Annotated in this window: 20 protein-coding genes; all 20 read right to left on the reverse strand. The window is 66.8% G+C overall.

Annotated elements, in window-relative coordinates:
- Positions 1-1,883 (reverse strand): phage major capsid protein (locus tag PLC66_RS18860; protein WP_324543373.1); only part of this gene is annotated, 1,883 nt, incomplete at its 3' end.
- 92 nt (positions 1,884-1,975) lie between these two features.
- Positions 1,976-3,823: a terminase large subunit gene (locus tag PLC66_RS18865; RefSeq protein ID WP_324543375.1), complete on the reverse strand. Its 1,848-nt coding sequence runs from the start codon at positions 3,821-3,823 to the stop codon at positions 1,976-1,978.
- Positions 3,804-4,199, reverse strand: coding sequence for a hypothetical protein (locus PLC66_RS18870; RefSeq protein WP_324543377.1), 396 nt, complete (start codon positions 4,197-4,199; stop codon positions 3,804-3,806). The genes PLC66_RS18865 and PLC66_RS18870 overlap by 20 nt, the downstream gene beginning before the upstream one ends.
- A 101-nt stretch (positions 4,200-4,300) precedes the next feature.
- Positions 4,301-4,549, reverse strand: a complete 249-nt coding sequence (locus PLC66_RS18875; protein ID WP_324543379.1) for a hypothetical protein — start codon at positions 4,547-4,549, stop codon at positions 4,301-4,303.
- Positions 4,528-4,923 (reverse strand): HNH endonuclease, encoded by a 396-nt coding sequence (locus tag PLC66_RS22960; protein WP_503012239.1) that lies wholly within the window; start codon positions 4,921-4,923, stop codon positions 4,528-4,530. Before PLC66_RS22960 ends, PLC66_RS18875 begins: the two co-directional genes overlap by 22 nt.
- 77 nt (positions 4,924-5,000) lie before the next feature.
- A complete protein-coding gene (locus PLC66_RS18880; RefSeq protein WP_324543381.1) occupies positions 5,001-5,537 on the reverse strand; it encodes a hypothetical protein in 537 nt (178 codons plus the stop codon).
- Entirely contained in the window at positions 5,534-5,749 is a 216-nt protein-coding gene (locus PLC66_RS18885) for a hypothetical protein (protein WP_324543383.1), read from the reverse strand. The genes PLC66_RS18880 and PLC66_RS18885 overlap by 4 nt, the downstream gene beginning before the upstream one ends.
- Positions 5,746-6,018: a hypothetical protein gene (locus tag PLC66_RS18890; protein ID WP_324543385.1), complete on the reverse strand. Its 273-nt coding sequence runs from the start codon at positions 6,016-6,018 to the stop codon at positions 5,746-5,748. Before PLC66_RS18890 ends, PLC66_RS18885 begins: the two co-directional genes overlap by 4 nt.
- Before the next feature lie 323 nt (positions 6,019-6,341).
- Entirely contained in the window at positions 6,342-6,512 is a 171-nt protein-coding gene (locus PLC66_RS18895) for a hypothetical protein (protein ID WP_324543387.1), read from the reverse strand.
- Positions 6,513-6,747: 235 nt separating this feature from the next.
- Positions 6,748-7,074, reverse strand: a complete 327-nt coding sequence (locus tag PLC66_RS18900) for a winged helix-turn-helix domain-containing protein (protein ID WP_324543389.1) — start codon at positions 7,072-7,074, stop codon at positions 6,748-6,750.
- Between the two features lie 2 nt (positions 7,075-7,076).
- Positions 7,077-7,532, reverse strand: coding sequence for a glutamyl-tRNA reductase (locus PLC66_RS18905; RefSeq protein ID WP_324543391.1), 456 nt, complete (start codon positions 7,530-7,532; stop codon positions 7,077-7,079).
- Complete coding sequence (locus PLC66_RS18910; protein ID WP_324543393.1) at positions 7,529-8,350, reverse strand: helix-turn-helix domain-containing protein; 822 nt, start codon at positions 8,348-8,350, stop codon at positions 7,529-7,531. The genes PLC66_RS18905 and PLC66_RS18910 overlap by 4 nt, the downstream gene beginning before the upstream one ends.
- Positions 8,347-9,708: a DnaB-like helicase C-terminal domain-containing protein gene (locus tag PLC66_RS18915; RefSeq protein WP_324543395.1), complete on the reverse strand. Its 1,362-nt coding sequence runs from the start codon at positions 9,706-9,708 to the stop codon at positions 8,347-8,349. Before PLC66_RS18915 ends, PLC66_RS18910 begins: the two co-directional genes overlap by 4 nt.
- Positions 9,709-9,805: 97 nt before the next feature.
- Entirely contained in the window at positions 9,806-9,985 is a 180-nt protein-coding gene (locus PLC66_RS18920) for a hypothetical protein (protein WP_324543397.1), read from the reverse strand.
- Complete coding sequence (locus PLC66_RS18925) at positions 9,985-10,338, reverse strand: hypothetical protein (RefSeq protein ID WP_324543399.1); 354 nt, start codon at positions 10,336-10,338, stop codon at positions 9,985-9,987. Before PLC66_RS18925 ends, PLC66_RS18920 begins: the two co-directional genes overlap by 1 nt.
- Entirely contained in the window at positions 10,335-10,685 is a 351-nt protein-coding gene (locus PLC66_RS18930) for a hypothetical protein (protein WP_324543401.1), read from the reverse strand. Before PLC66_RS18930 ends, PLC66_RS18925 begins: the two co-directional genes overlap by 4 nt.
- Before the next feature lie 121 nt (positions 10,686-10,806).
- Complete coding sequence (locus tag PLC66_RS18935) at positions 10,807-11,811, reverse strand: DNA-methyltransferase (protein ID WP_324543403.1); 1,005 nt, start codon at positions 11,809-11,811, stop codon at positions 10,807-10,809.
- Positions 11,808-13,196: a DEAD/DEAH box helicase family protein gene (locus PLC66_RS18940; protein WP_324543405.1), complete on the reverse strand. Its 1,389-nt coding sequence runs from the start codon at positions 13,194-13,196 to the stop codon at positions 11,808-11,810. Before PLC66_RS18940 ends, PLC66_RS18935 begins: the two co-directional genes overlap by 4 nt.
- Entirely contained in the window at positions 13,193-13,375 is a 183-nt protein-coding gene (locus PLC66_RS18945; RefSeq protein WP_324543407.1) for a hypothetical protein, read from the reverse strand. The genes PLC66_RS18940 and PLC66_RS18945 overlap by 4 nt, the downstream gene beginning before the upstream one ends.
- A 118-nt stretch (positions 13,376-13,493) precedes the next feature.
- Positions 13,494-13,734 (reverse strand): MerR family transcriptional regulator (locus tag PLC66_RS18950; RefSeq protein WP_324543409.1); only part of this gene is annotated, 241 nt, incomplete at its 5' end.

Genomic DNA, 13,734 nt, shown 5'->3' on the forward strand with positions numbered 1-13,734 from the left:
CCGTCGATCCACTGGACCATGCCGGACCGGCGCATCTTCCACGCCACGTCCATGACCATACGGAGGCCCATGGAGTCGGTCTGGAAGAACGAGCGCACCGGCGCCGCGACCACATTCGGGGTGCCGGCGGTGCCGATGGCGGCCGGCGAGGAGTCCTCCATGTGGATGGTGGCCGTGTTGCTGACATCGAACTGCGGGGCATCGCCCGAGGCCGTGATGAACTCCGGCAACCGGATCGCGATCAGTCGGCCCGCCGTCGCGTGGGTCGAGCGCAGCACGGTGAACTCCGACATGAAGCGGTCCGCCCACCCGAAGGTGCCGTCCGGCCCGGGCAGCATCGCCAGCTTGCGGGCCTGCGCCGGGTGCATCACCAGCGCGATGCCGTCCGAGGCATCCGCGGCATCGTAGACGGCCATCAGGGCGTTGATGTCCTCGATCACCGCCTGATAGTCGCCGCCGCCGTAGCCGCTCGCCACCGCCGAGACGCCGTTCAGCAGGCCAGCCGGACGCGCCGCGTCCGCCGCCGTCGCGTCGAGCAGGGCCTGGTCCAGCACCTTCGCCGTGTCCTCGATGATCGCGCTGCGGACGATCCCCTCCAGCGAGGGGGTGCTCCGCTTGGCGAGCTCGCGCGAGAACGGGATGATGACGCCCATCTTCTTAGCGGTCATCGTGTCCGCCGCGACGGTGATGCGACCGACGCGGATCGGGTTGCCCTCGGAGAAGAACGAGCCGTTGGCGCCACCGGCCGTCCGGCTCGGGATGTAGGCGGTGCCGGCCGCGTCGAACGACTGCGAGATGCCTCCGGCGCGGAGGCCGGGGTAGATCGACTTGCCGCGAAGCGCGTCCACGAAGGCCGCGTAGGTCGTCTGCACCAGCTCGGCCGCGAAGCCCGAGGTGCCGGTCGTGCCGAGCGGCGCCGCCGACTTGGCGACAGCAGCGGTCGCCTCGTGGCCGGGATACCGCTCGTCCAGCACCTGGTCCACCGACTTGCCGGTGAACAGCGCCACGCCGTTGGTCACGGCCGAGCGCACCATCAGGTCCAGGCCCTTGACCTCGCGCTGCGGGAAGCCGAGCGGGCGGCGGTTGATGGCCGGAGTCACCGGCTCGCCGGTCTTGGTCGTCGTACCGGCGAGCTTCGCCTCGGACGACTTCAGCGCGTCGAGGGTGCGCTCCTGCACCTCGATCCGCTGATTCAGCTCCTCGATCGCGTCGAGGTCCAGCATATCGGCGGCGTTCAGTTCCACGAGCTTGTCGCGCGACGCGACAAGATCGTTCTGCGCATCGACGATGCGCTCCGCGAGAGTGGTCATCTTCTGCCTCATGATGGGGGCGTTTCGGGGTGCGGCGCGCTCGCCGGTAGCTCCGCGGCGCACCACCCCGCCCCCATCGGCATGCTCGCCGAAGGCAAGGGTCAGAACGTCGTCGGAAATCTGCATGTCCATCGCTTTCGCGAGGGCGGATGGGTTGGCCGGGACCGAGACAAGGCTGCACTCGAGCAGCTCCTGCTTCGTGTAGCGACGACCGCCCCACGGGTCCTTCTCGTCCATCGGCTCGTCATCGATCGGTCGGAAGCCGACCGAGACCGCGCGGAGAATGCCCTGCTCCACCAGCCGGCGAAGCTCATCGATCCGCAGGGAGGTGCCTTCGGTCGCGAACTCTAGCTGACCGACCAGCTTCCTCCCATCGACCCGGACGTTCTTCCAGCGACCGATGGGGAACCCGGATGAATGGCCGAAAAGCGCGATCGGGTTCTTGCGGAACGCCGCGAGCTGCCAGCCGGCCGCAGACACCACGTCGCCGTACCGGTCGACGGTCTCGTCGGACATGACGAATTCCAGGTCAGGCCCGACCTCCGAAGAGGCGGCCTTGCGCACGATGGTCATGGCGGGATTCCCCTTTCGGGACTACGCGGCAGCCGGACGAAAGACGCTGAGCGTCACGGGTTCGATACGCATAGGGATTTCCCTTTTACAGTTCAGGCGATCAGCGCCAAGGCATCGAAGGCGGGCGCGGCCTCGTATGAAACCGCCGCGCCGAGCGCCATCGCGAGCGCAACCGCGCAGTCGATCTTGTTCGCCGTCCGCTCTTTCGCGAGCCAGCGGTTGCCCCAGCGGTCCTCGTCCGTAACCGCGCTCATCATCGCCGAGATCAGCACGGGGTTCTTCCGGAGCCGGATGCGGCCTTCCAGCATCGCGTCCTCAAGGTGCCGGACCGAGCCCGGCATCCACAGCCCTTCCGCCTCACGGTCGGAATGCTTGGCGGCGGACCGCATCGCATCGTTGGGCTTGCCCTTCTTGGTGCCGCCCTGCGGATGCTCGACGTATTCCAGTGACAGACCGAGCGCCTGACACTCGGGCTCGAACCCGCGCCGGAAGGCGTATCGGTCGTAAGCCACGCATTGCACATCGAAGTCGTGGGCGTACTCGGCGACCGCCTGCGCCACGTGGTCGAAGCGGATGCTCGGCCCCTTGGGGGCGGACAGGAATCCCGCCTCCGCCCATTCCCGGTAGGGCAACCCGTCGTGGTCACCGCGCGTGTCAATCGTATCGCCCGGCGTCCAGGCTTCGATCCAAGCGTCATACGTCGGCTTGCGAACGATGACCTCCGCGCCATCCCGCTCCGACACGATCTCCACATGCCCAGTCGGCACCACTGCCGCCAACGCCGTGATGTCCTTGTTCTGCGACAGGTCGAGGCCGAGAAAGACCTTCGATCCGTGATGCTCCATGGGATCGAACTCGGTAAGGCAGGGCTCAAGCACCGCCCGCGTCATCCAGGCTGTCTCCGCTTCCGTCCACTGGCAGAAGTGCAGCCGAAGGATGTTGTTCAGCTTGTCCGGCATATCGCGTGCCTGCGCCGCGGCGCCTTCGAGGTAGTCTTCCGTGATGGTAACGCCCATCAGCGGGTTCGCCTTGATCCAGCACGACGGATCGTCCAGCGGATCGTCTCCGGGGTCGAGCGCGCAGACATACGAGAAAGCTTCGTCCGTCCGGCCCCACCTCTCGCCGAGGTAGTGCGAGTCCTCGTCCTTCGCGTCCCGGTTCCCTGCCGCCACCTTCACCGCGAAGGCGTGCTCATTCCAGCACACAGAAGTCCGGTCCGAGCCGCTGTTCGTGATCATCAGAAGGAGCGGATTGCGTCGGAACTTGAACCCGCGCTCCAGCATCTCTATGATGCCGCCGTCCGCGTGCTCGTGCAGCTCGTCCACAAGCGCGAAGTGCGGGCGCGGCCCCGAGCCGGTCTTCTTCGTCTCCCGCGAGACCGGCCGGAAGAATGAGGACTTCGCCAGATAGGCGATGTTGTATTCCCGTCCTTCGCCGCCCGCGAACTTCAGCCGCGTGGCCAGGTCCGGGGACTGGCGCACCATCTTGACCGCATCGCGGAAAAGGACCGACGCCTGCTCTTTCGTCGCGCCGGCAGAGTAGATTTCCGCGCCAGCCTCGCCATCGGCCGTCAGGCCATAGAGCCCGATCCCGCCAGCAAGCGGGGATTTCCCGTTCCCCTTGCCCTGCTCGATGTAGGCCCTGCGAAACCTCCGCGTGCCGTCCGGCTTCTTCCATCCGAACAACGACCCGATGATGAAGTCCTGCGCCGGCTCCGACCGGAACGGCCGGCCCTCGAACTGCCCCTCGCTCAGCCGGAGCTTGCCCTCGAAGAAGCGCAACGCTCGCGCCGCGGCCCCCACGTCAAAGGCCAGGTCATCCCGCCGCAGATCGTCCAGATGCCGGCGGCAGGCGTTCCGGACATGCGGCCCAGCGACAATATCCCCGGCGACCACGGCCTCGGCATAAGCCGTTGCGCGGTCAGTCGTCGAAGAACTCATCCTTGGCCTTCTCGTCGCCGGCCTTCCGGTTCCGCTCGTCGGTCAGCCCGAGCTCCGCCATGTAAGCCCGCATCTGCCCATGCTTCGACGCCGGGAAGCTCGTCGGCGCGAAGCGGAACTCCTGCCACAACTCACAGAAGGCAATCGCCGCAGCTTCCTTCGATCCGTCCAGCCACGCCGCCGGCTTGATGTATCGCTTCCACGCCTTCAGGCCCTCGCCCTTCAATCCGGGCGGCTGATGCAGCGGACCGAAAGCCTCAACCGCGATCTCAACCGCGGCCTGCGCATCGGCCACCTTCCCGTGGCGGGTGACGTTGTGCGTCCCGTCCACAAGACGGAGCGCAGCCGCCTTCGGCTTGGCCCCTCGGGTTGCCATCAGGTTGCCCCTTCCCGGAAATCAATCCGCAAATGTGGAAAATTCAGGGCGCGCCGGTCCCGGAGGCCGAGGGCCTCAGGTTTCCGACCCGCCCCCCCCTGTCAGCCGGTGAGGCCGTGGCGCGAGAGGATGTCGAGGAACTCGGCCGAGGCCACTGCTACCATGCCTTCCGCAGTCTGGTGCATGTCGATGCCGTCGCCTCTGTCGAGCATTGCCCCGATGTCGGAGCCGAGTGCGCCGCGCCGCTCATCGGTCCAGTCCTCTGTGGCAGCGGCGAGGTAGTGCACGATGGCCATAGGGTCGGCCATGTCGAGGGTGAGGGTGCGGGTCACGTCTCGGTCAGAGGCCATCCGTCCGCTCCGATCCGCACCTTCGGCTTCAGCGTCCTGCCGTTCTCCTCTGCCGTCTTGGCCTGGTGGCATGGGCGGCAGGTGGAGCGCAGGTTGGCCATGTCGTCTGTCCCGCCCTTGGCCTTGGGGGTGATGTGGTCGACCTCGGTTGCCGGCGTCACCCTGCCTTGGGTGAGGCAGGGCTGGCATAGGTGCTTGTCCCGGTGCAGGGCTTGGGCTCTGGCCCTCTGCCATGCAGCGCCGTAGCCTCGGGACTGGCGGGATGTGCGGTGCCAGCCGCTCATTGGCCTGGGCTCCTGAAAAGCGAAAGCCCGGGCCTCTCGGCTCCGGGCGCATGGGTCCATCCTAGGTGGAATGATACATTCACCCGGCATTTTGTCAAGCGTCCTCGGTAGCTCCGCCAAAGATGCGTCACCACCGCCGCCAGCCCGGCCAGCACCCGGCAGTTTATTCAAGCCGCATCATACTCGGGCACCCCATAGACGACCGCGCAGGCGTCCAGCCCTGAGACGAGGGCGGCGTATCGGTGAACGTTGCGCCCTCGGTTCCGACCGAGCGGCAGCTCCTCGACGCATATCTGGCGCAGGAGCGAGTAGGCCATCGGCCCGGCGCGATTGAGGACGGTGTTCATTCGGGCGCGCGCCTTTGCCCACGCCTCAGCCTGTGAGACTGTCTCGTGCACCTCGCCGCCGATGCGCAGGACGCAGCTATCGCGGGTGCTGCCGCCCCAGACGCGGGCATAGTCCTGAGCGAACCGCTTGCCGGCCTCGACGTGCTGCAGGGTGAGGATGCGGGTGCGCTCGAGCACGTCGAGCAGGGTGGCGTTGATCCGCACGTAGGGCCGGCGCTCGCCCTTGTGGACCTCGCGGCGCTCATATTCCGCGTGCCGGCGCGCCTCCACTGTCGGCTCGACAATCACGAACGGCTCGGGCTGCCCGGCGGGTGTTGCCACCTTCTGCGCCTTCCTCTTGGCCTTGGCTCTGCTCAATGCAGTCTCTCCGTTCCGGTGATGGTGGCGGCGATCTGGGCGGCGCAGGTAGTGATCGCCTCGCCGGTCTCGTCGCTCATGCTGGCGAAATGGTGGAGGCAGCTCGCTTGCAGGATGGCGAGGATTTGCCAGTATTCCAGGCCGTCCTCGCGGGCATGATCGGCGAGGGCGTTGATGGCATGGAGGACGCGGTTGATCTGGCCGGCGGTCATCCGTCCAAGCCCCCATCGATCGCCGGCCAAACCGGAGGGTGAACCGTGGTGAAACCGTCGTCCTCGGTGGGCAGGCGCAGCGTCGCGACGACGGTCTTGACCCTGAGCGCCAAGCAGTGATTCATCGTGGCGAGGAACGCGGCCTCGCGCGCGCGGTCGCCGCGACCGAATGCCTCATCCATCCGCTCGGAGCACCATGTCGCCACCTCCCGCAGCGTTTCCTCGCGGACCTGGGCGCGGAGCTTCGTGTCGTCGTAGTGCATCATCATGCGAACCTCCAGATGCCGAAGAAGACGGCGACGACGGCGAAGAAAATCAGGATGCCGATAGGGTTCATGCTGCGCGCTCCCTTGCTTCCGCTTCCCATCCGCAATGGTGACAGCGGGCCACGACCCGGCCCGGCTCCTGCGTCACGGTCAGGCACTTCTCGTTCCGCTTCCGGCGCAGGTGGCTGCACTCGGGGCAGGTCTGGCGCTCGTGGACGCGGCGGGGGACGCTGATGCCGAGGTCAAGGCACATGGCTAGGAGGGTCATGCGAACCGCCACAGGGCGAAGGTGACGGCGAGAACGACGATGAGGACGAGGATTCCGGTCATTCCGGCTCTCCCTGAATGGCGACGGCGGCGAGGATGCCGATCCAGCCGATGGCGCTGCCGGCGGCGATGAGCGCGCGGATCACCGGGCGGCGGTGGCGATTGGCCTGCCAGGCGATGACGGCGACGATGGCCCCAGCGGAGACGTAGAGAGCGAGGGCGGGGATCATGCTGCCCTCCGAATACCGCGCTCATAGCTGGCGCGGATCAGCGCAATCCTCTGGTGCCCCCGGAACGATCCGAACCGATGCGCACGCTTGAGCGCGCCCCAAATCACGAGGTAGGACGCACCGGTCGCGACATGCGCGTCATCTACGCCGTACCCATCGTGGATCATCCGCCGGATGCAACGGAACAGGCTGCGATCCGCTCCACGGCAGACCGGCGCAGGCATCCTATCCGGGATCATGCCACCGTCTCCCGGATCGCGGCGCGGTAGCCGTAGCCGCGCAGGGTCTCGATCTCGATAGGGGCGCCGGCCTCGGCGATCCGATGGCGCAGGCGGCTCACCAGCACGTCGAGCGTCTTGATCGCATGGCGGGGCGTCTCGGGGTGATCGACGCGGGAAGCGGCCGAGAGCTGGTGCCTGCTCAGCCAGAGACCCGGCTGGCCGAGGAGTGCACCGAGGATACGGCGCTCGGCCGGGGTCATTGCGATGTCCACCGGCAGGCCCTCGGGGATGCTGGTCATCTCATCCAGCAGCCGCTTGTAGGTGGCGCATTGCTTGCACATGGTCAGCACTCCTCTCTGGTGCGGGTGGCAATCCTCCGCTCGCATGCCGCAACGGCAGACCGGAGGTAGCTTGGCCGAGCCAGACCATCGGCAGCGGTCGTCCTATCCGCGGCCTGCTTGAGCCGGAGTAGGTCGGCGTTGATCGCCTCGAGGTCGCGTTGCTCTCGCTCGGCGATGCGGGCGACCCTCAGGGCGCCGATGTCGGTCCCGAGATCGGCAAGCCGGCGGCGGAGGACGGCGAGCTCGGCATCGGTGCGAAGCACGTTCGCTTGCACGTGGAAGCGCCGGATGGCGTCCCTGTAGGCGTCTCTGGAGCGCTCGATTATCGCCTCAAGCCGCTCGGCCTCGCGCTTCCGGCGCAGGAGGGCCGCGTTGATCTCGGCGAGGGGCGTGCAGCCGCAGCGGTCGATGTGGCCGCCGCACTTGCGGCAGAGGGTCGGGCGCTGTTGGTCGGTCATGCTGCTGGTTCTCCGTATTCGCTGGCGATCCGATCCCACTTCCTGACCTTCGCGGCTCGCTCATCGTCGGCCGGCGGGGCGATTTGGTCGGTCCATCGCTTGTCCCGGAGCCACGTCGCCGGCAGCGGCATGAACCGCGTTTCCTGCCCGGCGGCCTTGGCGGCTGACGCGAACGTCCGGGCCGCGGCGATGATGGCATCGGCGTCCGTGGCGAGGGTTGCCGCGAAGAACTCAGCCTCGGCCTTGGTCCGGTTTTCCTTCCGAGGATAGGCTGCCCAGAACTCGGGGAAGCGATCCTGCTCCGAAGACCGATCCACCTCGAACGGCTGCACTGCCGCGCGCGCGCCTTCTGGTTCTCTTCCTGGTTCTCTTCCAAGGTTAGTGTCCGGATTCCGGACACGGCTTTCGCCATTTTCCGGACACGGCTCGGGCGATTTTCCGGACACGGCCCGCGTCCGGATTTCGGACACGGGAGGCACCATATCTTGCGCGCGATGCTCTACATCTTGTGCCCGCGTCCGGATTTCGGACACGGGATTTTCCCCGTCCATAGCGAGGATGTAGGCGGTCGAAAGCTGCCGCTTGGTGCGCTCGTCAAGGCGCTGAACTCGCCTGATGAGGCCGCGCTTTTCGAGCTCGGAGAGGTGCACGTTGAGGGTGGACCGGCTCATCTCGCAGTCGGCGGCGAGCAATACCTGGTCCGGGTCGCACCGCCCCGTGTCGCGGTTGTGGCGGTCGGCGAGATGCCAGAGAACGATCTTGGCGGCCGGCTTCAGCCCGCGCTGGCGGATGGCCCAATTGGTGGCGGCGTGGCTCATGACACCCCCCGAATGCTGTTGAAACGCTCATCGAAGCGGACGCGGACAGCGCCGGTCTCGCCCATGCGCTGCTTGGCGATCAGGATGTCCATCCAGCCGCCGGCCTTGGACAGCGCCTCGCGCCATGCCGGCAGGTCTTCCTCGTCCTCGGGCTTCTCGCGGGCGATGTAGTATTCGGCCCGGTAGGTGAAGAGGATGAGGTCGGCATCCTGCTCAAGCTGCCCGCTCTCCCTGAGGTCGGACATGACCGGGCGCTTGTCCTCGCGGCTCTCCACCGACCGGGAGAGTTGCGAAAGCGCGATGACCGGCACTTTAAGCGCCAGCGCCATCTGCTTTAGCGCGATGCTGATTTCGGTGATGACTTCGAAGCGGTTCCTGACCTGGCTTGCCTTGAGGAGCTGGAGGTAATCCACGATGACCGCCCCGAACGGGACGCTCTTGGCCTCGAACTGCTTGGCGCAGCGGCGCACCGCAGCGTAAAGCTCGCCGATCTCCCGCACGGAAGGCGGGATGATCTTGATCGGGAGCGGCTGGATGTCCTGCGCCGCCCACACGAACTGGTCAAACTCGTGATCTTCCATCTGCCCCTTGCGTGCGGCGGTATAGGCCACCCCTCGTCCGGCCCTGTCGGTCGCCTCGCTGATGGCTCGGAGCGCGAGGCTTTCCGGCGTCATCTCAAGAGACGCCACCGCCACCCCGAACCCCCTCCGCGCCGCGTTGAGCGCGAAGGTGAGCGCGAGGCTGGACTTGCCCATGCCGGGCCTGCCGCCGAGGATCACGAGGTCGCCCGGATAGAACCCCCCGATCATCTCATCCAGCCGGGCGATCCCGGACGGCATCGCCTGAGGGCCTTCCCCGCTCTGCGCCGCCTGCGCGCCCCGGACGGCCTCTGTGAGCGCCTTGGTGAAATTGATGATGTCGGCCTTGCCGCGGGCCTCGTCGGTGAGCCCGAAGGCTTCCACGGCCCCGAGAACGGCCGGCACGTCCTTGTCGCCTTCCAGGTCGGCGAGCGCCTGTTGCAGCGTTGCCGCCAGCCGGCGGCGGCGGGCCAGATCGGCGATGACGACGGCATTGTCGCGGCTGGCGAAGATTGACATCGCCGCGCCGGCCAGCCGCACCAGGTAGGCCGGGCCGCCGAGCTGCGCCAGCCCCTCGTGGCCATCGAAGTCGGCCTTGATGGTGATGAGGCTGGCGACCTGATCCTGCGCCCGCCGGGTGCTGATGCGATCCCAGATTTCCGCGTGCGTCGTGTCGAAGAAGTCGTCGGCCTTAACGATGCCGGCGACACGCTCGAAGACATCACCGTTGATGAGCGCAGCGCCGAGGAGAGCTTGCTCCGCCTCGATGTTGTGCATCATTTCTTCGGCTCCCGCAGTTTGGCGAGAATGCGCGCCACCACGGCGGCGACGGGCTCGAACCCCTCGGCTTTGCGCTCGTCGGACACGGGCTTGCCGCTCATCCCAGCTGCACCCCCAGCGCTTCCTTCGGCACGGCGATGCGCGCCATCCGGGCGTGGTAGGCGATGACCTGGCGGCTGACGCCGATGGCACGGGCAATCTCGGCCTGGCAGAGGCCGCGCGCGGCCAGCTCCCGGATGCGGCGCTTCATCTCCTTCACGCGCTGGTCCCTGTCCATCAGCGGTGCCCCAGATGCCGAACGTCCTCGCCGTGGTGAGCGAGGATCATCGCCGCCTCCCGATCGGCCGCAGCGTTCTTGCGCGCCCACTTGATCGTCTCGTCCGCGTAGCCCTTGGGCGCGCTCCACCGGATGGTCAGCGGCCGGAGGTGGCCCATCGTGCCGCATGTCAGCCGAGGCATCCCGATACGGGCCGCGCGGTTAGACACTGCCGAGGGTGTCTCCCCGGCGATGTTGGCGATCTCCAGCGCCGTGATCTTGCCCCAATGCTTGCGGATCACCGCGTCGAGGGCAGCGAGCTTTTCGGGCGGCAGGGGATAGTTGCGGCGCTTGCCGCGGAGCGATGCGGTCATTCGGCTATCTCCACGATGACGGCTCCCTTGGGGGTCGGGTCGCTCATGGCGTAGGTCACGCGCCAGTTGGCATCGTCGATGCCGATGGCGTCGGCTATCCCATCGCGATAGTGCTTGAGAGCGCCGATGCATCCGTCATCGTCCCTCTTGCGGCGGTCTGGCGGGTTGAAGGTGACGAGCACCTCAGGACGCTCAGGGAACGTCCTGTGCCTGGCGCCCGCCTCGATGGCGAGGTAACGGCCTACGATGCGGGCGGTCTTCCGGTGCTCAGCCAGCGCGCTCCAGTGGAGCCTGCGGACGGCGTTCGGGAACAGGTTCCGGTTCGGCCAGGGAAGGGTGATCCTCACCAGTGCAGCCTCCACACGTCCCCGTCCCATTCGACGCGGGCGACAGAGGCGAGGGCGCGGTAAGCAAACATGGCCTCCCAGAGAGGCACGCGGTCCCAGCGCCAGCGGACGGTGCGGAGCCTCATTCGGCGGCCACAAACAGGTTGTCGGTGCGGGCCTTGTAGAGCTCCCGTATGTTGCGAACCGCCTGCCGGAAGTAGCTCGGTTTCAACTCAAATCCGACGCCCTTGCGGCCCATCTCGACGGCGGAATAGACCTCGCTCCCGATGCCGAGGAACGGCGTCAGCACGACCTCGCCGGGGAGGCTCCACAGGTCGATGCACCGCTCGATCACGTCGAGTTGCAGCGGCGAGATGTGAACCTCGTCCTTTTCGTCGCGGGCGTTGCGGTATTGCAGGGTCCGGGTCTGGTTGATGTCGGACCAGACGGGGGAGGCATACCGCTGCCAGATGAGCACGGACCGCCACATATCGAGCGGCCACGGCTTCCAATTCGGAGTCCCGTCCGGGGGGCTGGCGCAGTATCGCCGGTATGCCTCGTCGCTCACGTCGAGGCTTTCGCCGATGAACCGGGTCAGCATCCCGGCGATCGCGTCCTCGTTGTCGCCCGGCTTGCGGAATGTGACGATGTAGTCGGCGAGCCCCTGCCCGCTGATGGAACTGTCCTTGGCGAGTTGCTTGTGCAGAAGTCGGATGGACTTCGTGCGCTGCTGCGCGACGACCGGATCCTTCCAGATGCAGACCTCGCTATGGAAGATCCATCCGGCGTCCTCGTAGGCGCGGATGACTTCCCCGCGGAAGTCGCGCATGCCGATGAATCCGTGTCGGGTCTTGCTCGTCGGCAACTGCATGCAGTGCACCGAGTGGAGCCTGCCTGGCTTCGTGACCCGAAGGATTTCCTGAATAAGGAAGGCGTAGTGCTCCCAGAAGCCCGGCCCTTCGTTGTTCGAGATGTCCCGGTCGAAGTTGCTGAACCGATAGAGGCCCTCGAATGGCGGGGAGTGGATCCCGAAGTGGATACTGTCTCCAGGGACCGCGCGGATCGCCTCGCAAGCGTCGGCCTCATAGATCGCATAGTCCGGCGTCACGATCTGGTTGACGCAATTGATGCCGGCCGTCTGTTTCATGCTGCCACCAGAAATTCGGGAAGGATCATTGGCTTGTCGGGATTGTAGGTGGCCGTCGTGCGCACCACCCCCCGGACCTCGGCCGACGAAAGATCAGCCATGTGCCGCACCATCGCCGCAGCCATGCGCTCGGCGTCGGCCTCTTTCCGGCGGAGGTTCGCGACGACGGCACCCTCTGTCTCGGCGGCGATGAAATGGACGTTGACGGGCTTGGTCTGCCCGAAGCGCCAGAAGCGGCGGATTGCCTGGTACACCTGCTCGAAGCTGTCGCTGAGCCCGACAAAGCCGGTATCCGCGCAGTGCTGCCAGTTCATGCCGTGGCCGCAGATCGACGGCTTACTGACCAGCACGCGGAACCCGCCGGCCGCGAAAGCCATCAGCTTGCGCTCCTTCTCATCGTCGCTGTCAGACCCGGAAAGGTTCACCGCGCCGGGGATCGCCTTCGCCAAGGCGTCGGCCTCGGCGTTCAGGTTGCACCACCAGACGAATGGCCGGTCGGCCGGTGTGATCGATGCCGCCAGCGCCACCCGGTCCTCGACGGAATCCCGCCGCGCGGCACGCCTCTCGTCCATGCTCCGCGCCTCGACGGGAAACAGCATCCCGGTTTCTATGGACGGCGCGTAGTCTACCGCCACGCGGTGCTGCGTCTGGTTGAGCGGCGGAAGGTCATAGCCGTCGTTCGGATAGCCAAGGTCGGACGGCTGGCGGAGCATCACCGCCCACGACGCCATCCACTTCCAGAACTCGTTCTCGGCGTGGCCCTTGAGCCGCCACTTTTGAGTGTCCCCACCGTCGTGGGTGAAGAACGTGGCGAGCATGTCGGTGTAGGACATGACCCCGAGAAACTCGGCGTGGTTTCCGAGTTCCATGAAGTCGTTTGGGGCCGGCGTGGCCGTCGCCGCGAGGCGGAAGGGGATGCCGCTGCACTCGCCAATGAGCCGCGTGCGGTAGTGCCCGTCCGTCGCCTTCAGGATGCTTGATTCATCGAGGACGACGCCACCGAAGGCCCGAAGATCGAAGTGACCGATCTTCTGGTAGTTGGTGACGTTCACCCCGGCGCTTACTTCGGACTGGTTGCGCACGATCCGGGCCGGAAGGTTGAACTTCTCCGCCTCGCGGATATGCTGCTGTGAGACCGCGAGAGGCGCGAAGATCAGGACCGGCCGGCCGGTGTGACCCGCAACGGCATCGGCCCAGACCAACTCCATCGCCGTCTTGCCGAGCCCGGTGCCGGCGAAGATCGCGGCCCTGCCGCGGCGGAGAGCCCAAGCTACGATGTCGCGCTGGTGCGGGAACAGGAAGCTCGGCAGGCCCGGCACATCGGCCAGCCCGGTCATCGGATCGATGATCCGTTTGGCCGCGAGGAAATCCGCGTAGTCCCTCACCCCCGCCCCCTCTCATCGTCCCGGCGGAGGTCCGCCCGGTCGGCCTCGATGTCTTCCAGCACCGCACGGCGCAGGAGGGCGGGGTCGTCTATCCGGCGGCCGGTGATGCCGAGGCGTTCGAGCACGTCGCGGCGGACGTACCGCTCGCCGCCGTTGATGAGGATTCGCGCGGCTCTCATGCGGCCTCCCGGATGGCGTCCACCATCTCGATCCGCCGGCCGATCCGGCTGGCGCTGGGAGGACCGCCAGCCGGGCGGACCCGCTCAGAGCCTCGGGGGGCCTCGGCGAGCGGGATCTTCATTCGGATGCCTCGGCGAGCGAGGCGTAATGGGCGAGTGCGGCGCTCTCGCTTTCGCTGGAGAACCCGTTGCCGCCGATGATGACCGGGCCGAACCCTTCTTCGGCCCTCAGCGCGACCTTGCGAATCCGAGTGAGCCATCCCTTCAGTTGGCAAACCCGGTTGATCGTTTGCCACGAAACGTCCAGCGCCTCGGCGATCTCGGCCGAGGTCATGTCCCAGCCGCGGGGGTTGGCGACC

This window comes from Thauera sp., assembly GCF_035444905.1.
Taxonomy (GTDB): Bacteria; Pseudomonadota; Gammaproteobacteria; order Burkholderiales; family Rhodocyclaceae; genus Thauera.

What these genes read in the sequence shown, in the direction of transcription:
- PLC66_RS18865 (WP_324543375.1), bottom strand. Translation starts at nt 3,823, where the DNA reads ATGAGTTCTTCGACGACTGACCGCGCAACGGCTTATGCCGAGGCCGTG.
- PLC66_RS18870 (WP_324543377.1), bottom strand. Translation starts at nt 4,199, where the DNA reads ATGGCAACCCGAGGGGCCAAGCCGAAGGCGGCTGCGCTCCGTCTTGTG.
- PLC66_RS18875 (WP_324543379.1), bottom strand. Translation starts at nt 4,549, where the DNA reads ATGGCCTCTGACCGAGACGTGACCCGCACCCTCACCCTCGACATGGCC.
- PLC66_RS22960 (WP_503012239.1), bottom strand. Translation starts at nt 4,923, where the DNA reads ATGCCGGGTGAATGTATCATTCCACCTAGGATGGACCCATGCGCCCGG.
- PLC66_RS18885 (WP_324543383.1), bottom strand. Translation starts at nt 5,749, where the DNA reads ATGACCGCCGGCCAGATCAACCGCGTCCTCCATGCCATCAACGCCCTC.
- PLC66_RS18890 (WP_324543385.1), bottom strand. Translation starts at nt 6,018, where the DNA reads ATGATGATGCACTACGACGACACGAAGCTCCGCGCCCAGGTCCGCGAG.
- PLC66_RS18895 (WP_324543387.1), bottom strand. Translation starts at nt 6,512, where the DNA reads ATGATCCCCGCCCTCGCTCTCTACGTCTCCGCTGGGGCCATCGTCGCC.
- PLC66_RS18900 (WP_324543389.1), bottom strand. Translation starts at nt 7,074, where the DNA reads ATGTGCAAGCAATGCGCCACCTACAAGCGGCTGCTGGATGAGATGACC.
- PLC66_RS18905 (WP_324543391.1), bottom strand. Translation starts at nt 7,532, where the DNA reads ATGACCGACCAACAGCGCCCGACCCTCTGCCGCAAGTGCGGCGGCCAC.
- PLC66_RS18910 (WP_324543393.1), bottom strand. Translation starts at nt 8,350, where the DNA reads ATGAGCCACGCCGCCACCAATTGGGCCATCCGCCAGCGCGGGCTGAAG.
- PLC66_RS18915 (WP_324543395.1), bottom strand. Translation starts at nt 9,708, where the DNA reads ATGATGCACAACATCGAGGCGGAGCAAGCTCTCCTCGGCGCTGCGCTC.
- PLC66_RS18920 (WP_324543397.1), bottom strand. Translation starts at nt 9,985, where the DNA reads ATGGACAGGGACCAGCGCGTGAAGGAGATGAAGCGCCGCATCCGGGAG.
- PLC66_RS18925 (WP_324543399.1), bottom strand. Translation starts at nt 10,338, where the DNA reads ATGACCGCATCGCTCCGCGGCAAGCGCCGCAACTATCCCCTGCCGCCC.
- PLC66_RS18935 (WP_324543403.1), bottom strand. Translation starts at nt 11,811, where the DNA reads ATGAAACAGACGGCCGGCATCAATTGCGTCAACCAGATCGTGACGCCG.
- PLC66_RS18945 (WP_324543407.1), bottom strand. Translation starts at nt 13,375, where the DNA reads ATGAGAGCCGCGCGAATCCTCATCAACGGCGGCGAGCGGTACGTCCGC.